15 protein-coding genes are annotated in these 20541 nt (G+C 73.4%); 9 read left to right on the top strand and 6 right to left on the bottom strand.

From position 1 onward, the window contains the following. Positions 1-66 precede the first annotated feature (66 nt). Together mca and O7599_RS13565 are read left to right on the top strand one after the other, a co-directional pair. A complete protein-coding gene (gene mca / locus O7599_RS13570; protein ID WP_281622411.1) occupies positions 67-939 on the top strand; it encodes a mycothiol conjugate amidase Mca in 873 nt (290 codons plus the stop codon). A gap of 4 nt (positions 940-943) precedes the next feature. Further along, complete coding sequence (locus tag O7599_RS13565) at positions 944-1384, top strand: hypothetical protein (protein ID WP_281623679.1); 441 nt, start codon at positions 944-946, stop codon at positions 1382-1384. Positions 1385-1394: 10 nt separating this feature from the next. On the opposite strand, the gene O7599_RS13560 is transcribed toward O7599_RS13565, so the two are convergent. Together O7599_RS13560 and O7599_RS13555 are read right to left on the bottom strand one after the other, a co-directional pair. After that, positions 1395-4739, bottom strand: coding sequence for a tetratricopeptide repeat protein (locus O7599_RS13560; RefSeq protein ID WP_281622410.1), 3345 nt, complete (start codon positions 4737-4739; stop codon positions 1395-1397). Positions 4740-4972: 233 nt separating this feature from the next. Continuing rightward, positions 4973-6790 carry a phosphoenolpyruvate carboxykinase (GTP) gene (locus tag O7599_RS13555; protein WP_281622409.1) on the bottom strand — a complete coding sequence of 606 codons (1818 nt, stop codon included), beginning with the start codon at positions 6788-6790 and terminating at the stop codon, positions 4973-4975. A 244-nt stretch (positions 6791-7034) separates the two neighbouring features. Here O7599_RS13555 and O7599_RS13550 point away from each other — a divergent pair, with 244 nt between their 5' ends. The 3 genes from O7599_RS13550 to O7599_RS13540 all read left to right on the top strand — a co-directional run bounded on the left by O7599_RS13550 (position 7035) and on the right by O7599_RS13540 (position 9982). Further along, positions 7035-7724, top strand: a complete 690-nt coding sequence (locus O7599_RS13550) for a hemolysin III family protein (RefSeq protein ID WP_281622408.1) — start codon at positions 7035-7037, stop codon at positions 7722-7724. A gap of 139 nt (positions 7725-7863) precedes the next feature. Continuing rightward, on the top strand, positions 7864-8286 hold the full coding sequence (locus tag O7599_RS13545) for a hypothetical protein (RefSeq protein ID WP_281622407.1): 423 nt from the start codon (positions 7864-7866) through the stop codon (positions 8284-8286). 130 nt (positions 8287-8416) lie between these two features. After that, positions 8417-9982 carry an MFS transporter gene (locus O7599_RS13540; RefSeq protein WP_281622406.1) on the top strand — a complete coding sequence of 522 codons (1566 nt, stop codon included), beginning with the start codon at positions 8417-8419 and terminating at the stop codon, positions 9980-9982. A 7-nt stretch (positions 9983-9989) separates the two neighbouring features. Here O7599_RS13540 and O7599_RS13535 read toward each other — a convergent pair whose 3' ends face one another. Beyond that, positions 9990-12179 (bottom strand): thioredoxin domain-containing protein, encoded by a 2190-nt coding sequence (locus O7599_RS13535; protein WP_281622405.1) that lies wholly within the window; start codon positions 12177-12179, stop codon positions 9990-9992. Between the two features lie 167 nt (positions 12180-12346). Here O7599_RS13535 and O7599_RS13530 point away from each other — a divergent pair, with 167 nt between their 5' ends. From O7599_RS13530 to O7599_RS13520, 3 genes are all read left to right on the top strand, one after another. After that, the gene (locus tag O7599_RS13530; protein ID WP_281622404.1) at positions 12347-12895 is read left to right on the top strand and encodes a SigE family RNA polymerase sigma factor; all 549 of its coding nucleotides are present in this window, start codon (positions 12347-12349) and stop codon (positions 12893-12895) included. Beyond that, positions 12888-13487: a hypothetical protein gene (locus tag O7599_RS13525; protein ID WP_281622403.1), complete on the top strand. Its 600-nt coding sequence runs from the start codon at positions 12888-12890 to the stop codon at positions 13485-13487. Before O7599_RS13530 ends, O7599_RS13525 begins: the two co-directional genes overlap by 8 nt. 109 nt (positions 13488-13596) lie before the next feature. Next, positions 13597-14181, top strand: a complete 585-nt coding sequence (locus O7599_RS13520; protein ID WP_281622402.1) for a hypothetical protein — start codon at positions 13597-13599, stop codon at positions 14179-14181. Positions 14182-14193: 12 nt separating this feature from the next. On the opposite strand, the gene O7599_RS13515 is transcribed toward O7599_RS13520, so the two are convergent. Next, entirely contained in the window at positions 14194-15405 is a 1212-nt protein-coding gene (locus tag O7599_RS13515; RefSeq protein WP_281622401.1) for a pyridoxal phosphate-dependent aminotransferase, read from the bottom strand. 119 nt (positions 15406-15524) lie between these two features. On the opposite strand from O7599_RS13515, the gene O7599_RS13510 reads away from it, so the two are divergent. Further along, positions 15525-17606: a P-loop NTPase fold protein gene (locus O7599_RS13510; protein ID WP_281622400.1), complete on the top strand. Its 2082-nt coding sequence runs from the start codon at positions 15525-15527 to the stop codon at positions 17604-17606. Here O7599_RS13510 and O7599_RS13505 read toward each other — a convergent pair. Next, positions 17539-19143: a D-aminoacylase gene (locus tag O7599_RS13505; RefSeq protein ID WP_281622399.1), complete on the bottom strand. Its 1605-nt coding sequence runs from the start codon at positions 19141-19143 to the stop codon at positions 17539-17541. The genes O7599_RS13510 and O7599_RS13505 overlap by 68 nt on opposite strands. Positions 19144-19165: 22 nt before the next feature. After that, the gene (locus O7599_RS13500) at positions 19166-20500 is read right to left on the bottom strand and encodes an alanine racemase (RefSeq protein ID WP_281622398.1); all 1335 of its coding nucleotides are present in this window, start codon (positions 20498-20500) and stop codon (positions 19166-19168) included. Positions 20501-20541: the final 41 nt, after the last annotated feature.

The raw sequence follows: 20541 nt of genomic DNA, 5'->3' as shown, positions 1-20541 counted from the left end.
GAATTGTCAGTCCCCTCGGTCACTATAGAAGCCGGCCTAGACGACCTGTTACCGAGGATTGAATCTGTGAGCGATGACCTGCGGCTGATGGCCGTCCACGCGCACCCCGACGACGAGTCGAGCAAGGGTGCGGCCACCATGGCGAAGTACGTCTCGGAGGGCGTCGAGGTCCTGGTCGCCACCTGCACGGGAGGCGAGCGGGGGTCGATCCTGAACCCGAAGCTCCAGGGCGACGCCTTCATCGAGAAGAACATGCACGAAGTGCGGCGCAAGGAGATGGCCGAGGCGCGGGAGATCCTCGGCGTGAAGCAGGCGTGGCTGGGGTTCGTCGACTCCGGCCTGCCGGAGGGGGACCCGCTGCCGCCGCTGCCCGACGGCTGCTTCGCCCTCAAGGAGGTCGACGAGGCGGCGGAGGCGCTCGTCCGGCTGATCCGTGAGTTCAAGCCCCAGGTCATCACGACCTACGACGAGAACGGCGGCTATCCGCACCCCGACCACATCATGACCCACAAGATCACGATGGCCGCCTTCGAGGCCGCCGGCGACCCCGCGCGCTACCCGGACGCGGGCGAGCCCTGGCAGCCGCTGAAGGTCTACTACAACCAGGGCTTCAACCGTCCGCGGACCGTCGCGCTGCACGAGGCGATGCTCTCGCGCGGCCTGGAGTCGCCGTACGGGGAGTGGCTGGAGCGGTGGAAGGAGTTCGAGCGCAAGGAGCGCGAGATCACGACGTACGTGCCGTGCGCCGACTTCTTCCCGATCCGCGACAAGGCGCTGATCGCGCACGCGACGCAGATCGACCCCGACGGCCCCTTCTTCAAGATCCCGATGGAGATCCAGCAGGAGGTCTGGCCCACCGAGGAGTACGAGCTCGCGAAGTCGCTCGTGGACACTTCCCTCCCCGAGGACGACCTCTTCGCCGGCATCCGCGACAATTGAGCGTGTGAACACCTCATTGGCTGCCGACCTCGTCCCGCTCGCGGAGGAGCTCGACAAGAACAAGGTCACGCCGGGCGTCCTCGGCTTCATCGTCTTCGCGCTGCTCGGCGTCGCGGTGTGGTTCCTGCTCAAGAGCATGAACCGGCACCTGGGCCAGGTCGACTTCAAGGAGAAGTCCGACCGCGACGACGCCGGTCCGTCCGGCCCGCGCGCGGACGGCGAGGGCCCGGGAGACGGGGGCGGCCCGCGTGACGACGCACCTCGTGGCGACGCACCGCGCGGGTCCGCCCCGCGCGGTGACGCGCCCGGCGGCGGCGCCCCGCGCGGCGACGGCCCGCGGGACGGCGGCCCCGGCGACGACGGTCCCCGCGACGAGTCGCCGCGCACGCCGGCGCCGGCGGACAGCCCGGAGGCCGACAGGCAGCCCGTCGGCCGCCGCCGCTGACGACGGGCCGCTAGCCCGCCAGGGCGCCGTTGCCCGTGGGGGCCGCGCCGTCCAGCGGCACGCCCATGACCTCGCGGGAGTGCCGGCTCGGGACCATGCCCAGGCGCCACGCCTGCCAGCCCGTCTCCGGCTCCACGCCCCGCTCGAGCACGAGCTGGAACGTCTCCGCGTAGTCCTCCAGCGCCGGGTCGACCACCACGCGGCGGCCCGCGGGCGCCGTACGCAGCTCGTCCAGCAGCTCCGACAGCTCCTGCTGCGCCACCGCCGCGCCCACCACCGAGCCACCCGGTGAGGCGAACGGCAGCAGCGTGCAGCGCAGGAACCGGGCCCAGGTGGCCCCGCGCCGGTCGCCGATCCCGGCGAACAGGTCTATCGCCGTGTCGACCAGCTCCAGCGCCTGCCCCGCGCGGCCGTTGCCCGCGTCGATCACCGCCAGCTCGATGCAGGACCATGCCTCGCCGTGGGCCACGCCCACCCGGCGGAAGTCCTGCCGGGCGTCCTGGAGCAACTGGCGGGCGAAGCCGCTGTTGCGCAGGGTGCCGGTCTGCTCGGCGCGCAGGTCGCGGGTGACCCGCGCGGAGTGGTGCCGCGCGCAGGCCAGCCCGTACACGTCCCGCATGCGGCTGAACATCGAGCGGGACCGCTCCAGCGCCCGCACCGCAGACTCCCGCTTGCCGGCCCCCTCCTGGGCCTGGCCCAGGTAGTACAGCGTCCAGGCCTCGCCGCGCGCGTCGTCGTTCTCCCGGTGCCGGGCCAGAGCCGTCTTGAGCTGCGTCACCGCCGTGGCCGGGTCGGCGGCGACCAGCCGGGCGCGGGCCAGTTGCGTCATCGCCCAGGCCTCGCCGCGGCCGTCGCGGGTGCGCGCGTACTGCTCCAGGGCCTCCTCCAACTGCTCCTCGGCTCCCGGGACGTCGCCCATCCGCAGCCGGACCTGGCCGAGCTGGAAGTGCGCCCACGCCTGGCCGTGCACGCTCTCGCTCTCCTGGTGCAGCGCGAGGGCCTGGTCGAGCAGCGCCAGCGCGTCGCCCAACTGCGCGCGGTCGCGCAGCACGGCCGCGAGCGCGTGCAGCGTCCAGGCACGGTCGCCGCGCATGTTCTCGCCCTGCTGCATCTGCAGGGCCTCGCGCAGCTTCGACTCCGCCTCGCGCAGGCTGCCCTGCTGCTGCAGGGTGATGCCCAGGTCGCGCAGGGCGCGGGCGGCGCCGGCGGAGTGCTGGGCCTCTCGGTAGAGGTCGACCACGGAGGACAGCGTCGAGCGGGCCTTGTCCAGCTCGCCGAGCTGCCGGGCGGCGACGCCCGTGCGCCACTGCACCGAGCGCATCAGCAGACCCTGGTCGGCGGCCTTGGTCAGCTCGTTGAGCTCGCCGAGGCGGTAGAGGTCGCCGCGCAGCAGGCAGTAGTCCGCGAGGGCGCCCAGCAGATGGAGCACGGCGGCCTGGTCCACGCCCTCGGCGTGCCGCAGCGCCGCGGTGATGAAGCTCTGCTCGTCGTCCAGCCAGCGCAGCGCGGCGTCCAGCGAGGTGAAGCCGTGCGAGCCGAACCGGTCTGCGCGCGTCGACGTACGGCCGTCGACCAGCCGGATCACCGAGTCGGCCAGCTCCGCGTAGCTGCGGATCAGCCGCTCGTGCGCGGCGGCGCGCACCTCGGGGTCCTCCTCGTCGAGCAGCCGCGCGTACGCGAAGCGGCGCACCAGGTCGTGCACCCGGAAGCGGGAGCTGCGCACGTGCTCGACGAGCCCGGCGCGGGCCAGCGCCGTCAGCCGCTTGCCGGCCTCCTCCTCGCCGACGTCGAGCAGGGCGGCGCAGGCCGCGGCCCCCAGGCTCGCCCGGCCGACCAGCGACAGCCGGCGCAGCAGCGCCCTGGTCGGCTCCGCCAGGTCGCCGTAGCGCAGCCACAGGGCGCGCTCCACCGGCTCCACCGGTCCGTAGGCGTCCAGCGCCTCCGCGAGCCCGGCCAGACTGCGCCCCTCCAGCGCCGAGCCGGCGATGCGCAGCGCCAGGGGCAGCCCGCCGCAGAGCAGCGCGATGCGGTCGGTGGACTGCGCGTCGTACGGATCGGCGGAGCGCGCCGCGCCGTCCGTCCCCTGGGCGATGGAGCTCAGCAGCTCCTCGGCCGCGGTCGGCCCCAGGCCCTCGACGGGCATGTGGTGCACCCAGGCGTCGAGGTCGTCGGGCAGCGCCAGCCGCTCCCGCGAGGTCACCAGCACCAGGCTCTCCGAGCGCTCCGGCACCAGCAGCCGGACCTGCTCGGCGTCGACCGCGTCGTCCAGCACTATCGACACGGGCAGCGACGTCAGATGCTGGTGGTACAGCTCGACGAGGCGGCGCAACTGCGCGTCGTGCGCCGGGCGGTCGCGGAACATGAGCTGGTCGCGCGGGGCACCGAGGCGGTTGAGCAGGTGCAGCAGCGCGTCCCGGGTGGGCAGCGGGTCCTCGCCCAGGCTCTCCCCGCGCAGGTCCACCACCACGGCGGCGCGGAACTGCTCGCGCAGTTGGTGGGCGGCGCGGACCGCGAGCGTGGTGCGCCCCGCGCCCGGCTGACCGTGCAGCACGACGACGGTCGGCTTGGTCTCCGTGCTGGCGCGGCCCTGCTGCACCCACCCGGCGATCTGGGTGAGCTGCGCCTTGCGGCCGACGTACACCCGGGAGGCTTCGGGCAGTTGGCGGTAGGACTGCTCCAGGGTGGCCCGCTGCCGCGCCTCCTGGCTGCGGTTCCGGCGCGACTGGGGCTCGCGGTCCGTACCCCCGCCGCCGGCCGCGCTGGGTCGGGTGTCGTCGGTGGCCGGCTCGGGGCGGCTGCCCTTGCGCGTGGCGGCCGAGATCATCCGCTGCTCGTCGAAGAAGGGCCGTACGCCGCGCAGCTCCAGCGCCGTCAGCCACTGCAGCCGGAGCTGCTCGGGGCCGCCGGGCTGCCGCGCCGCGCCCGAGCGTGTGTTGCCCGAGAGCCAGTGGGCCAGGCCGATCTGCACCAGGCCCGCGGCGAAGCCGGCGAGGGCGGCGGCCACCCCGGTCCAGAGCGCGGCGGCGGAGTCCAGCCCTTCTTCGGCGGAGACGAGCAGGGCGACGGCGGCGGCGGCGAACGTCGCCGTCACGGCGGGCCCGATCGACTGCGGCGTGAAGCGCTCGGCGAGCGAACGCCGGCCGGCGGCGGCCTCGTCGAGCGCGCGCACATACGTCCCGTACTCCTCCGCGGCGCGCTCCGCCATGTCGTCCAGCGCCGCCCGCGCCCGGCCGAGCAGCACCACGCCGTCGGTCCGGCCACCGGAGCGGCGCACTTCCTCTTCGACCGCGCGGGTGAGAAGAAGCTCGGCCTCCCCCCGATGCTTGTCGCGCAGTCGGGACGCTGTGCCCGGCATGTGCTCCCCTCCCATACCCGTCGCTCACTCGTGCAGTTGCACCGCCAAGTCTTCCGCGTTTCCCGGGCATTCGGCATCCCCCTGTGGATAACTCGGCCGGATGACGCGGTGAATGGAGAGCTGATAACACCGTGCGTCCGGTCGTCGAACCGAATTGGGGAGCCGGGAAAAACACGGACCGGCGGGTACGACGCCGTTGTCGCACCCGCCGGCCCGGTCGGCCGCGTACCAGGTCAGCCCAGGCGGTCGACCAGTGCGCGGTACTCGTCCCACAGCTCCTTCGGAGTGTGGTCGCCGAAGGTGTCGAGGTGCGCGGGGATCAGCGCCGCCTCCTCACGCCAGACCTCGGTGTCCACGGAGAGCAGGAAGTCGAGCTGTGCGTCGGTGAGTTCGAGCCCGTCGACGTCGAGCGCCCCCTTTGCGGGCAGCACGCCGATCGGGGTCTCGACACCCTCCGCCTCGCCGTTGAGCCGTTCGACGATCCACTTCAGCACGCGGCTGTTCTCGCCGAAACCGGGCCAGACGAACGACCCGTCCGCGTCCTTGCGGAACCAGTTGACGTAGTAGATCTTCGGCAGCTTCGCCGGGTCCGCCGAGGCGCCGACCTTCAGCCAGTGGCCGAAGTAGTCGCCCATGTTGTAGCCGCAGAAGGGCAGCATGGCGAACGGGTCGCGGCGCAGCTCGCCGACCTTGCCCTCGGCGGCGGCGGTCTTCTCGGAGGCGACGTTGGCGCCGAGGAAGACGCCGTGCTGCCAGTCGAACGACTCGGTGACCAGCGGCACCGCGGTGGCGCGGCGCCCGCCGAAGAGGATGGCCGAGATGGGTACGCCCCGGGGGTCCTCCCACTCCGGCGCGATCGTCGGGCACTGCGCGGCCGGCACGGCGAAGCGGGCGTTGGGGTGGGCGGCGGGGGTGCCGGACTGCGGGGTCCAGTCGTTGCCGAGCCAGTCGGTGAGGTGCGCGGGGGGCTCGTCGGTCATGCCCTCCCACCACACGTCGCCGTCGTCGGTGAGGGCGACGTTGGTGAAGACGGAGTTGCCCCAGAGGGTCTTCATGGCGTTGGCGTTGGTGTGCTCGCCGGTGCCGGGCGCGACGCCGAAGAAGCCGGCCTCGGGGTTGATGGCGTACAGCCGGCCGTCCTCGCCGAAGCGCATCCAGGCGATGTCGTCGCCGATCGTCTCCACGGTCCAGCCGCGGGTCGTCGGCTCCAGCATCGCGAGGTTGGTCTTGCCGCAGGCCGACGGGAAGGCGGCGGCGATGTACCTGACGGCCTCGGTACCGCCGCGCGGCGGGGTGAGCTTGAGCACGAGCATGTGCTCGGCCAGCCAGCCCTCGTCGCGCGCCATGACGGAGGCGATGCGCAGGGCGTAGCACTTCTTGCCCAGCAGGGCGTTGCCGCCGTAGCCGGATCCGTACGACCAGATCTCGCGGGTCTCGGGGAAGTGCGAGATGTACTTCGTCGCACTGCACGGCCAGGGCACATCCTGTTGCCCGGGCTCCAGGGGGGCGCCGACGGAGTGGACGGCCTTGACGAAGAAGCCGTCCTCGCCCAGCTCGTCGAGGACCGGGCGGCCCATGCGCGTCATGGTGCGCATGGCGGTGGCCACGTACGCGGAGTCGGTGATCTCGACGCCGAGCGCGGAGAGCGGCGAGCCCAGCGGGCCCATGCAGAAGGGGACGACGTACATGGTGCGGCCGCGCATGGCGCCGCGGAAGAGGCCGCCCCGGCCGGAGGCGCCGGTGAAGACCTCGCGCATCTCGGCGGGGTCCATCCAGTGGTTGGTCGGCCCGGCGTCCTCCTCCTGTTCCGAGCAGATGAACGTACGGTCCTCGACCCGCGCGACGTCGGTCGGGTCGGACGCGGCGTAGTACGAACCGGGCCGCTTGACGGGGTCCAGCTTGGTGAACGTGCCCTTGGCGACGAGCTCGGCGCACAGGCGGTCGTACTCCGCCTGGGAGCCGTCACACCACACGATCTCGTCGGGCTGGGTGAGGTCGGCGATCTCCTGGACCCAGGAGAGGAGCCCTTCGTGTTTGGTCGGGGTGGTCATGAGTGCCGCATGCTCCAGATGTCGAGGGTTTTGGGCGTTTCTTCTCTGATGTCACATTTATCTGGTTTTCAAGACCGTTACCCCTTGGGGGCGCCGACCCGGTTGCCGCTCATATGAGCTCATCCGGTGTCGGGTGTGCGCTCGTTTGATAATGGGGTAGCTCAGACGTCATGTCCAGCCGGGCCCTGCGAGACCAACGCCACTCCGCGGCCGCAACCTACGGACAGGTAGGTAGCATGTCCGCATGGGTGCGACGGGCGAGGGCGAGCTGCAGCGCGTCGCGCAGGCCGCAGCCGCCGCGCTCAAGCCGCGGCTGCGCGGCTGGTTGCACGCGGTGATGTTCCCGGCGGCGCTGTTCGCCGGCGTGTTGCTGACGGCCCTGGCGGAGAGCCCGCGCGGCCGCTTGGCCTGCGCGGTCTACACCCTGACGGCATGTCTGCTCTTCGGCGTCAGCGCCCTCTACCACCGCGGCGACTGGGGCCCGCGGGGCACGGCCGTGTTGCGCCGGCTCGACCACGCCAACATCTTCCTCATCATCGCCGGCACGTACACGCCCTTCACGATCCTGCTGCTGGAGGGCGGCAGGCAGCAGGCGCTGCTCTGGTTCATCTGGGCGGCGGCGCTCGCCGGGATCGCGTTCCGCGTGCTGTGGGTCGGTGCGCCGCGGTGGCTCTACACGCCGTGCTATATCGCGATGGGCTGGGCGGCGGTGTTCTTCCTGCCGGACTTCATGCGCGCGGGCGGTATCGCGGTGCTCGTGCTGGTGGTCGTCGGCGGCGTGCTGTACAGCGCGGGCGGCGTGATCTACGGGATCAAGCGGCCGAACCCGTCGCCGCGTTGGTTCGGCTTCCACGAGGTCTTCCACTCGTTCACGCTGGCGGCGTTCGCCGTCCACTACGTGGGGATCTCGCTGGTCGCGTACCGCCACGCCTGAGTCGCGCGGGGAGGGTTCGTACCGGCCGTCCGTCTGTCCGGGTGATCCGCTCGTGTCGATTTGCGTACTTACGGGTGCAAAAGCGGCGGGAGTGCTGTTATTCGGTGCGAACCCCCCCTCGTTCCTCGTGGAGGCAGAAATGCGCATCCGTATGCTCGTCCGCTCCCTGGCCGTCGGCGCCCTCGTGGTCGGTCTCGCCGGTGCCGGTGCGGCTTCGGCCCAGGCCGACGCGCGCTCGAAGCACGGCAAGCCGTGCTGCAGCAAGTCGTACGCCAACAAGTCGTACAACAAGATCCACAAAGAGAAGACCAAGGCCAACAAGTCGTTCAACAAGGTCCACAAGGAGAAGACCAAGGCGTACAAGTCGTTCAACAAGGTCCACAAGGAGCAGAACAAGTTCCACAACTCGTTCAACGAGATCCACAAGAGCTGGAACAAGTTCGACGTCGACATCGACATCGAGAACAAGATCAACAACCGTGTCTCGGGCAACAAGTACACCGAGATCGGCAATGGGACGACGGTGGTCGTGTTCGGCCCGCTGCAGAGCTACAACCGCTAGGCGGCGCTCCCGGGTCCGGCCCGCACTTCCTCCTGTGCGGGCCGGACCTTTCCTGTTGCCGCCGCCGGTTTCCCCGCGCGGGTCGTCCGCAGCCCTGGCGGTCAATTGTGGAAGTTGCTACTTTTTGCTAGTGGCTTCCAGAAGGCGCTGGTGGGCTCTCGGCGGACTCGTCGTGTCCGTGCTCGTGCTCGGGTTCGACCTGACGATCCTCAACGTCGCGCTGCCCACGATGGCGGCGGACATCGGCGCCACCACCGGCGAGCTGCAGTGGATCGTGGATGCGTACGCCGTGGTCTTCGCCGCGTGCATGCTGCCCGCGGGGCTGCTCGGGGACCGCTTCGGGCGGCGCCGGATGCTGGTGGCCGGATTGGTGATCTTCCTGGCCGGCAGCCTCGCCGGCCCCTTCGTCTCCAGCCCGGAGGCGGTGATCGCCGTGCGTACGGTGATGGGCCTGGGCGGCGCGCTGATCATGCCGCTGGCGCTCTCGGTCATCCCCACCCTCTTCGGCGACGAGGAGCGCGCGACGGCCGTCGGCGCGGTGACCGCCGGCATGGCGGTCGGCATGCCCGCGGGCCCGCTGCTGGGCGGCTGGCTGCTCGACCATTACTGGTGGGGCTCCGTCTTCGTGGTGAACGTCCCCCTAGTGGTCCTGGGTATCGCGGCGGCGCTGCTGCTGATCCCCGAGACCCGCGACCCCTCGGTGCCGCGCGTCGACCCGGTCAGCGCGGTGCTCAGCGCCCTCGGCCTCGGCGCGCTGGTCCTCGGCGTCATCGAGGGACCGACGCGGGGGTGGGACGACCCGCTGGTGGCGGGGTCGCTGGCCGGCTCGGCGGCGCTGCTCGGCCGGCTGGCGCTGCGGGAACGGCGCGCGACCCGGCCGATGCTGGACCTGGAGCTGCTGGGCGACCGCGCCTTCCGGTGGAACGCGATCGTGGCCGTGCTCGCGACCTTCGTGGTGGCGGGCCTGCTGTTCTTGCTGCCGCAGTATCTGCAGGCGGTGATGGGCCACGACCCGTTCGGCACGGGGCTGCGGCTGATGCCGCTGATGGCGGGGCTGCTGGTGGCGGCGCGGGCGGCGCCGGCGCTGATGGCCCGGTACGGCTCGCGGACCGTGGTCAGCGCCGGGATGGCGCTCTTCGCGTTCGCGATGCTGCTCGGCATCCGTACGGACGCCTTCGACGGCTACGCCTTCATGGCGGTATGGCTGAGCGTCACCGGCCTCGGCCTCGGCTGCGCCCTGGTGCCGACCATGGACGCCGCCCTCGGCGCGCTGCCCTCGGGCCGGGCGGGCGGCGGCACGGGGCTGCTGATCACGTTGCGGCAGGTCGGCGGCGCCATGGGCGTCGCCCTGCTGGGCAGCCTGCTGAACGGGGTGTTCACGGACCGGCTGGACACCGAGGGGGTGCCGGAGGCCGCGGCGGAGAAGGCGCGTGAGTCCGTGGTCGCGGCGCACGCGGTCGCCGAGCGCCTGGGCGCGCCGCGCCTCGCGGAGTCCGCCGACGCCGCGTACGTCGACGGCATGGGCCAGGGGCTACTGGTCTGCGGCATCGCCGCCCTGCTCACGGCGGTCGTCACCGCCGTGCGGCTGCCCGACGGCAGAGGAGACCAGAAGCGGGGAGCCGAGACCCCGGGGAGGAAGCCGGAAGCGGGCCGCGGCGCCGCAACAGCCCCCGCCCCGCGCGCCGCAGGACGATGAGGCGCGCCTACCCGCCCGTGAGTCCCCCCTGCGGGGGTGCGACGGGCGTCAACTGGGCGCGTAGCTCTTCGGGGCGGGTCACCGGGGCGGCGCAGACGAAGTGGCGGCAGACGTAGGCGGCGGGGGCGCCGTCGACGAGGGGGCGGTCGGCGAGGAGGGGGATGGCGTCGGGGTCGTCGGGCAGCGGGGTACGGAGCGCGCCGGCTGCCCCCGGCTCCGTACCCGCCCCGGCCTCGGTACCCGCCCCGGTCTCCGTACCGGACGGCGCGCCGGCGACGATCACCGCGCCGGGTGCGGGGGAGAGGAGGGCCGTGCGGTGGAGTTCCGTGCGGCGGGGGTCGTCCGGGGGGCCGACGACGGCGACCTCCCGGGGGCCGTCGAGCGCCGCCTCCGCCGCCGCGAGGCCCCAGCCGACGAAGCGGGGCGCCCGCGGGCCCAGCTTCGCCACGATGCCGAGGGCCTGCTGCGCGGCCTCGCGGTGCCGTTCCTCGCCGGTGTACGCGGCGTACGCGAGCAGCGCCGCGGCGGCGGCCGTCCAGCCGGAGGGAGTCGGGTTGTCCGTCGGGTCCTGGGGGCGCCTGATGAGCCGTTCGGCGTCGTCCGCCGTGTCGTACAGCGCGCCGCCCTCGCCCCGGAACCGGTCGAGCACGGTGTCGAGGAGCAGCCCGGCGAGCCGCAGCCACGCGCCCTCGCCGGTGACGGCGGTGAGCGTGAGGAAGCCCTCGGCCACGTCGGCGTAGTCCTCCAGCACGCCGGCGTTGTCGCCGGCCGCCCCGCCACGCGAGGTGCGCACGAGCCGCCCCACCGTGCCCGGCCCGCCGGCGCCGTCCGTCATGTGCACCCGTACCAGCAGGTCCGCCGCCGCCACCGCGGCGTCGACGAGGTCCGGCCGGTCGAAGTACGCGCCGATCTCGGCGAGGGCGGCGACGGCCAGCCCGTTCCACGCCGTGACCACCTTGTCGTCGCGGAACGGCCGCGGCCGTTCCGCCCGCGCCGCCGTCAGCCGCTCCCGCACGGAGGCGATCCGGCCGGCGTCGAACGGCGTCCCCGTGTCCGGCAGTTGCAGCACCGAGGCGCCCTCCTCGAAGGTGGCCGCCTCCGCCGCCTCGGGCACGCCGTAGTACGCCCCGGCCAGCGCCGCGTCGTCCGCGCCGAGGACCTCGCGCAGCTCGCCGGGCGTCCACACGTAGTACGCGCCCTCGGCGTGCCCGCCGCCGTCCGGCCGGTCGCTGTCGGCGTCGAGCGCGGAGGCGAAGCCGCCCTCCTCGGTGCGCAGTTCGCGCACCATGAAGTCCGCCGTCTCCAGCGCCACCCGCCGGGCCTGCTCGCTGCCGGTCGCGCGCCAGAGGTGGGCGTAGACGCGGGCCAGCAGGGCGTTGTCGTAGAGCATCTTCTCGAAGTGCGGAACGACCCACTCCGCGTCCACGGAGTAGCGCGCGAAGCCGCCGCCGAGTTGGTCGTAGATGCCGCCGCGGGCCATCGCCTCGCAGGTGGCCTGCACCATCTCCAGCGCCGCCGCCGAGCCGGTACGGGCGTGGTGGCGCAGTAGGAACTCCAGCACCATCGGCTGCGGGAACTTCGGCGCCCCGCCGAACCCGCCCCGTACGGCGTCGAACTCCTTCGTCAGCTCCAGCAGCGCCCCGTGCACCTCCGCCTCCCCCGGCGCCCCGCCCCCGGGACCGCCCACGGCCCCGCTCAGCGTCCGCCCGGCGAGATCCGCCGCCACCCGCGCCGCCACCTCGGCGACCTCCCCCCGCCGGTCGGCCCAGGCCGCCGCGACGCCCCGCAGCACCTGCCGGAACGACGGCATGCCGCCCCGTTGCTGCGGCGGGAAGTACGTCCCGAAGTAGAACGGCTCCGCGTCGGGCGTGAGGAACACCGTCATCGGCCACCCGCCCTGCCCGGTGGCGGCCTGCACCGCCTCCATGTACACGGCGTCGACGTCGGGCCGCTCCTCGCGGTCGACCTTGATGCTGACGAACCCGGCGTTCAGCTCCGCGGCGGTGGCCTCGTCGGCGAAGGACTCCCGCGCCATGACGTGACACCAGTGGCAGGAGGCGTACCCGACCGACAGCAGCACGGGCACATCCCGCCGCCGCGCCTCGGCGAAGGCCTCTTCCCCCCAGGGCCACCAGTCCACGGGGTTGTCGGCGTGCTGGAGCAGGTATGGCGAGGTCACACCGGCCAACCGGTTCATGCGACCCAGCCTCTCACAACGCCCGTACCCCGCGGCGGGGCCCGCGCGGACGCCGCGCCGTTCGGCCAAACCCCGCCGGGCGGCACCGTCCTTGCTCCCCGGGCCTGCCGGGTGGCATCGTTCGCACGGTTGAACGGATGTGTGGCCGGCGGGAGCTGTGGCGGGGGATGGACGAGCAGACGTTCGATGCCTTCTACGCCGCGAGCGTGGGGCGGCTCATCGGCCAGTTGTACGCCATGACCGGCGACCGTGCCGAGGCGCAGGACGTGGTCCAGGAGGCCTTCGTACGCGCCTGGGAGCACCGGGCCCAACTGGACAAGGACGGCGCTCCCGAGGCGTGGGTGCGTACCGTGGCCTGGCGGCTGGCGGTCAGCCGGTGGCGGCGGGTGCGCACCGCGCTCACCTTCGCGCGACGCCAGGGCCCGCCCGCGGACGTACCGCCGCCGGACACCCACCATGTGCTGCTGGTGCAGGCGTTGCGGCAGATCCCCGCGGCGCAGCGGCGGGCCATCGTGCTCCACCACCTGTGCGACCTGGAGGTGAAACAGGTGGCGGTGGAGACCAACTGCGCCGTCGGCACGGTCAAGGCACGTCTGAGCCGCGGACGGGCCGCGCTGGCGCGGATCCTGGCCGACACGGAGCTGGATCCGCGGGTCGGCCGGGTTGCGGACGAAGCGGACCGGGCGGACCGGGTTGCGGAGGTGGAGCGTGGCTGACGGGACCGGGCTGGACGAGCAGCTCGCCGGCCTGGCCGACGAGGGCCGGCGGTTCGCCGTGCCGCCGGCCGCGGACCAGATCCGCGCGCGCGGCGACCGGCGCCGGCGGCGGAAGCGTGCGGCGCGGATGTCGGGCGGTGTGCTGCTGGCCGCCGCCGTCGCCGTGGGAGGGCTGTCGCTGGTCCGGGCCGGGTCCGGCGAGGAGCCGGGACCGGCCGCCGCGGAGCCGGCGCCGTCGCGGAGCGCCTCCGTTTTCGTACCCCCGACGCCGGCCCGGGGGGAGGAGTACGCCCGCGAGATCGGCTACGTGTACGACGCGGCGGTGCGCGGGGGCGCGGTCGAGGTCACCGTGGAGCGGCTGCGCGCCGAGCGGGGAACGGCTGTACCCACCGGAATGGTGCACCGGGTGACCCTGCCGCCGCAGACCCCGGTCGAGGTGGACGAACTGGCCGGCGGGGAGCCGGGGGACGTGCCGCTGGGGGAGCTGGTGGACCGGCTGCGTGGCGGGCCACGGTGGGCGTTCGCCCTCGACTACGACGCTGAGGGCCGGGTCCGGTCGCTGCGGGAGGCGTTCTGGCTGACCGTCGAGTGAGGCGCGGCGGCGGCCGGAAAAAACTCCGGGCGGGTACGCAACCCGGGGGAGGTCTGCGGCGTAGAGACACTGTAACCCGACCACACCGGCTTCCAGGAGAACGCTGACCATGTCTGCCGCACGCCGCCGGGCCGCCCTGCCCCTGCTCACCGCCGTCGCCTTCGGCACCTTCGTCCTGACCGGCTGCGGCGAGGAGGGCGGGCAGCCCTCGGATCCCGTCGCGGTCGCGGCGACGGACACCGCGCCGGCCGCGAGCCCCGAGCCGGCCGCCGCGTCCGACGGGGGCGGGGAGGCGCCGGACCCGCGGGTGTCGACGGCTGCGGACCCGTGGGCCGGCACCAAGCAGTTCGTCACCGTCGACCGGGGCTGGACCGAGGGCGGACTGACCCGTCTGTCGGTGCGGCCCGCCCGGAAGGAGGTCAACACCCGGTTCGACACGTGGGAGATCGTCCCCGGCACCGGGTCCTTCACCACCGTGACCCTGGCCGAGGACGCCCGGGTGCTGCTGACTGTCCCGGTCCGTGGCGACGACGCCTCCGGCGTCAGCCGGGGCGAGCCGCTGCCGTTCTCCCAGACCGAGTTCGTCACCCTGCTGAACGGCCTGGAGCCCGACCTCTCCGCAGGCGTCGGCTACGACCTGAGCTTCGACGGCGAGGGCCGGGTGACCAGGCTGCAGTCCCTGTACCGGCCGTGAGCCGCGCATGCCCTACCGCTGGCGGTAGCCGTCCAGGAAGGTGCCGATGCGGGTGATCGCGTCCGTCAGGCCGTCCTTTTCGAGGAGCGTGACGATGCGGAAATGGTCCGGGCGGGGCCAGTTGAAGCCGGTGCCCTGGACCAGGAGGATGTTCTCCGCGCGCAGGAGGTCGAGGACGAAGCGGGCGTCGTCCTTGATCTTGTGGACCTTGGGGTCCATGCGGGGGAAGGCGTAGAGGGCGCCCTTGGGCTTGACGCAGGTCACGCCCGGGATCTGGGTGAGCAGCTCGTACGCCGTGTCGCGCTGCACGAGGAGCCGGCCGCCCGGGAGGACCAGGTCCTTGATCGACTGACGGCCGCCGAGGGCGGTGGCGACGACGTGCTGGGCGGGGACGTTGGCGCACAGGCGCATGTTCGCCAGGATCGTCAGGCCCTCCAGGTAGCTGCGGGCGTCCTTCTTCGGGCCGCAGACGGCCAGCCAGCCGCTGCGGTAGCCGGCCACGCGGTACGCCTTGGAGAGGCCGTTGAAGGTGAGGACCAGCAGGTCGGGGGCGTAGGTGGCGGTGGGGGCGTGGGCGGCGTCGTCGTAGAGGATCTTGTCGTAGATCTCGTCGGAGCACAGGACCAGGCCGTGGCGGCGGGCGATGTCGGCGAGGCCCCGCATCAGCTCCGCGTCGTAGACGGCGCCGGTGGGGTTGTTCGGGTTGATGACGACCAGCGCGCGGGTGCGGTCCGTGATGCGGCGCTCGATGTCGTCGAGGTCGGGCATCCAGTCGGCCTGCTCGTCGCAGCGGTAGTGCACCGGGGTGCCGCCGGCCAGGGAGACCGAGGCCGTCCACAGCGGGTAGTCCGGGGCCGGGATCAGGACCTCGTCGCCGTCGTTGAGGAGGGCCTGCATGGACATCTGGATCAGCTCGGACACGCCGTTGCCGAGGAAGACGTCCTCGACGTCGAGGTCGATGCCCTTGGTCTGGTAGTGCTGCATCACGGCGCGGCGCGCGGGCAGGATGCCCTTGGAGTCGCCGTACCCGTGGGCGCTGCCGGCCGTCCGGAGGAGGTCCTCCAGGATCTCCGGCGGGCACTCGAAGCCGAACGGGGCCGGGTTGCCGATGTTGAGCTTGAGGATCTGGTGACCTGCCGCCTCGCGCCGCATCGCCTCTTCGAGCACGGGGCCCCGGATGTCGTAGCAGACGTTGGCGAGCTTCGTTGACTGGATCACCTGCATGCGGCCACTGTACGGGCCGTCCCCGGGTGCCGCCTCCGGATAACCGGCCCCTGATGTGCGAGCCCGGTCACATGCCCGATCGGCCTCCCGACCCCGCCCGTACCTGCCACAATGCCCCGATGGCGGCCCAACCTCCCCTCGGCGCACCGACGTTCGCCTCCCTCGGCGGCCGCACGCTCGCGCTCGTCAACGACGAGCCCGTGGCCGTGCCCCGCGACGACATTCTCGGCACCGGCCTGGCCGCCGCGCAGCTCGCCCGGCTGCTGTACGCCTCCCGCGCCTCGACGCCGTTCACGCTCGCCGTCGACGCCGGCTGGGGGATGGGCAAGTCCAGCCTGATGCGGCTGGTCGACGCCAGGCTGCAGGCCCAGCCGGAGGTGGAGACGGTCTGGTACAACGCCTGGACCTCCACCGGCGCCGACGCCCTCGAAGGGCTGGTCAAGTCGGTGCTCGTACGCTTCGAGCGGCGCACGCTCAAGCGCGCGCTGGCGCGCGTCTCCCGGGGACGCGCGGTGGTGCGGGGCGTACGCGCCGTGACCACGGCGCTCGGCGGGGCGGTCGGCGCGGCCGGGCTCGTCGACGAGCTGTGGACGAGCTGGGACGCGGGGCCCGAGGCGCGCAACGGGATGCGCGAGGACATCGAGCGCATGGCCCGGGAGTGGGCCGCGAACGCGCCGCGGCGGCTGCTGGTGGTCTTCATCGACGACCTCGACCGCTGCTCGGAGGAGACGGTCCTCGCCGTCTGCGAGGCCCTGAAGGTCTACCTCGACGTGCCCGGCCTCGTCTTCGTCGTCGGCTGCGACCGCTCCGCGCTCGGCCCCAGCGGGCTGCTGCGCGACCTGTCGCCGGCGGGGTCGGCCTTCATGGAGAAGATCTTCCAGACCAGCTACCGCATTCCGATCGCGGACAGCAAGGGCGTCGGCCGGTACGTCGAGTGGTGCGCGGGCGCCGCCGGCATCCAGGGCATCCTCGACGAGGAGCTGAAGAAGCTGCTCGTCGAGCGGTCGGGGCGGAATCCGCGGCGGATCAAGCGGCTGGTGAACGGCTTCGTCCTGGAGGCCACCCTGAACCCGGTGTGGTCCGGCTTCCCGCCCGAGTCGGTCATCAGGACGCTGCTGCTGCAGTACTTCTATCCGGAGTTCTACCGGATGATGACGGGTGCGGCCGGCGCCCCGGGCGGTGACGTGGTCCAGGAGTTCACGACGTACCGCCGGGTACGCCGCAGGCTGCTGTCGCCGGTGCCGCCGGGTACGCCGGAGGTGGCGGCGCCCGAGCTCGCCACGTTCACGGAGATCGGCGGCTTCTTCGAGGAGTACGACCTGTCCGCGCCGATGCCGGAGCAGGACGGGGCGCAGGCGCTGGAGCAACTGGAGCGGCGGCTGCCCATCGGCTTTCCCGAGCATGCGGACGACCCGGGGTTCACGTCCTTGCTGGCGGACCTGCTCGCGCTGCCGGACGCGGAGCGGCTGCTGGTGCTGCTGCGCGAGGGGGCGCCGGCGGCGCTGGAGGCGCCGAGCTATGCGCAGCCGCCGAGCTATACGCAACCGCCGGTGACGACCCCTCCGTACGGGGTGCCCGTGCCGGACGCGCGTCCGGCGCCGTTCCCGGAGCCCGCCACGCCGGCCCAGAGCCAGCCGTACCGTCCGCCGTCCCCGGCCCGGCTGTCGCCCCCTGCGCAGGCCCCGTCCCAGCCCTCGCCGTCCCACCCCGTCCCCGTCTCCTCTGCGCCCCCGTGGGAGACCGGCGCCGCCCCGCAACCGTCCTCGCTCGCGCTGGTGGGCATGCGGATCCTGTGGGTCGACGACCATCCTGAGAACAACACCTCCTTCGTCCACCGGCTGCGCAGCGAGGGCGCCGGGGTCACCACCGTGCGCAGCCGCGAGGAGGCCGAGCGGGCGATGGCCGTCGGCCGGTTCGACCTGCTGATCTCCGACATCACCCGCGGCACCGACCAGACTGCGGGACTGGGCGACCTGCGGTCCTGGCGCGCCTCGGGGACGTACACGGGACGCGCCGTGTTCTTCTCCAGCCGGATCACCCCCGAGCGCCGGGACGCCGCGGCCAAGCTGGGTGCCTACGTCGTCAACAGTGGAGACGCGCTGCTGGTCCGCGTCATGGCGGCCGCCACGGCCCTCACCGCCGACCGCGCCCCCGGACCGTCCGCCCCGGCACCGCCGCGGTCCGCCGACCCTCCCGGATGACGAACTCCCCGCCCACCAGCACGTACGGCACCCCCACCGGACCGCGCCGCGGCTCCTCGTACGTCGCCCCCGCCGCCACCGTCGCCGGGTCGAACAGCACCAGGTCCGCCACGTAGCCCTCCCGCACAAGACCGCGGTCCGCCAGCCGCAGCCGGGCCGCCGGGCGGGCGGTGAGGTGGTGGACGCACTCCTCCAGGCTCAGCACGCCCAGCTCGCGCACGTAGCGCCCGAGGTAGTGCGGGAAGGTGCCGTACGCCCGCGGGTGCGGCTTCGCGCCGTGCAGGATGCCGTCGCTGCCGCCCGTGTGCGCGGGGTGGGCCATGATCGCCCGGACGTTCTCCTCGTGACCGACGTGCTGCAGGATCGTCGTCGCCAGCCGGTCGTCCAGCAGCAGCCTGCGGGCGGCGTCGAAGTCCGGCAGCCGCCGGCCGACCCAGTGCCCGAGCGCGGGGTCGCCCACGCCCGAGACCTCGATCGTCGACCATTCCATCGGCACCCCGTGCGACCCGTCGGAGCCCTCGACGTCCAGCGCGTGCCGGATCCGTGCCGCGGCGTCCGCGTCCCGCAGCCGCGCCAGCGTCGCCACCGGGCCGCCGGCCGCCGCCCAGCTCGGCAGCAGCGCGGCCAGCGTGGTGCAGCCGGCCAGGTAGGGGTACGTGTCCAGCGAGACGTCCACCCCCTCGGCCAGCGCCCGGTCCAGCAGGGCGGTCAGCTCGGCGGCGCGGCCGGCGTTGACGTCGAAGTTCAGGGTGGCGTGCGCGAGGTGCAGCGCGCAGCCCGCGTCGCGGGCGAGGCCGAGCATCTCGGCATACGCGCCGAGGGCGCCGGCGCCGTACGAGCGGTGGTGCGGGCAGTAGTAGCCGCCGTACGCCGCGACGACCCGGCACAGCTCCGTCAGCTCGGCGGTCGGCGCGTACATCCCCGGCGTGTACGTCAGCCCCGACGACATCCCCACCGCGCCCTGCTCCAGACCCTCGGCGACGAGCCGCTTCATGTGCGCCAGCTCGTCGTCCTTGGCCGGCCGGTCCTCCCAGCCCAGGGCCAGCGCACGCACCGTGCCCTGCGGCACGAGGTACGCGGCGTTGACGGCCAGCCCAGGGCTGCTGGGGCCGTCGGGGCCGCGGTCGAGGCGGTCGAGGTACTCGCCGACCGTGCGCCAGTCGAACGCGACCCTGTCGTCTCCGGGCTCGCCGCCGTTCCAGCCGGCGATCTGCCGGCGCAGCTCGCCGAGGGTGCGGTCGTCGACGGGCGCGTACGACAGCCCGTCCTGGCCGATGACCTCCAGCGTCACGCCCTGCGCGGCCTTGGCGGTGTGCGCGGGGTCGCGCAGCAGGGCGAGGTCGGAGTGGGCGTGCATGTCGATGAAACCGGGGGCGAGGACCAGGCCGTCGGCGTCGAGGACGGCCCGGCCGGTCAGCCGGGGCCCGGTCGCCGTGCCGACCGCCGCGATCCGGCCGCCGGCCAGCCCGACGTCGGCGCGGTGTCCGGGCGCCCCCGAGCCGTCCACGACGAGGGCGCCCCGGATCACCAGCTCCATGCCTGCCGCCCCCCGCTGCCGCTCAGAAGAATGTCCGTACGTACTCCGTGACCGTACCGTCCTCCTCGACCAGCGGGATGAGCTGCCACTTGTCGAAGATCGTGCACGGGTGGGAGAGCGCCAGCGCCACCCAGTCGCCGACCTCCGGGCCGCCCCCTTCGGCGTTCTCCGCCACGTCGAGCCAGGCGTGCTGGTCAGAGAGCTTGCGTACCGTGATCCCCGTGGCCGCCCGCTCCGGGCCCGCCCCGCCGTTCCCGCGGACCGCCACCGGCACCGGCAGGTCCAGGTCGTACGCGGCGTCCCGCTTGCCGGCGTTGAGGAACGCCTGCCCCGGCTCCGGCCGCGAGACCACCTGCGTCCACAGCCGGAACGCCGGCGTCAGCGATCCCTCGCCGGGCACCCGGTTGAACGGCGTCACCCGGCTGTAGTGCCCGTCGTCGTGGCTGACGTACGCCCCCGAGCGCAGCAGCCTGAGCACCGGGCGCGACAGCTCGGGGGAGGCCGCGAAGCCGTCGGCGACGGCGTCGAACCACGCGCTGCCCCCGGCGCTGACCACGATCTCGTCGGCGTCCGCGAAGAGGCCCGCGGCGTCGAACTCCGCCGCGAGCGCCAGCAGCCGCCGCATCCAGCCCCGTACCACCGCGGGGTCCGCGCCCGGCGCCTCCGCCTCGTAGCCGGCGACCCCCACCAGCCGCAGCGTCCGTGCCCGCGCCGCCGCGTCGGCGACCGCCCGGCACTCGGCGTCCGTACGGGCGCCGGTGCGCGCGTCGGGGCCGCCGCCCAGCTCGACGGTGACCTCGACCGGGCGCGTGGCCCCGGCCGTCCGCAGCGCGGCGTCCATCAGCTCGACGCCGCGCACCGAGTCGACGTAGCAGACGAGCCGGAAGTCCGGGTCCGCGGCCAGCTCGGCGGCGAGCCAGCGCAGCGCGGCGGCGTCGACCAGCTCGTTGGCGAGGAAGATCCGCCGGACGCCGAACGCCCGCGCGACCCGCGCCTGGTGGGGCACCGCGACCGTGATGCCCCAGGCGCCCCGGTCGAGCTGGCGGGCGAAGAGCTGCGGGGCCATCGTCGTCTTGCCGTGCGGCGCGAAGGCCAGCCCGTGGGCGGCGGTGAAGCGGGCGAGCGCGTCGAGGTTGTGCGCCAGCGCGGGCGCGGAGAGCGCGAGCACCGGGGTGGAGAAGCCGCCGGTGAACAGCGACCGGCGCTCGGCGGCCAGCTCGCCGGCGGTCAGGCCGGCCGCGTCGGGCGGCAGGCCCTTGAAGCGGTGGTCGATACGTTCTTCCGCCAGCTTTGCCAGCTCGGCGAGCGCTTCCATGAAGCCCTCCAGCAGGTTGGTTGCGCACCGCGCAACGTGCATTGCGTATATCGACACCGCTGTCTAACATCCGGGCGAACGGC

The organism is Streptomyces sp. WMMC500 (assembly GCF_027497195.1).
Taxonomy (GTDB): domain Bacteria; phylum Actinomycetota; class Actinomycetes; order Streptomycetales; family Streptomycetaceae; genus Streptomyces.
The sequence above is the reverse complement of the archived record's forward strand: the minus strand, read 5'-3'. Positions and strand labels throughout refer to the sequence as shown.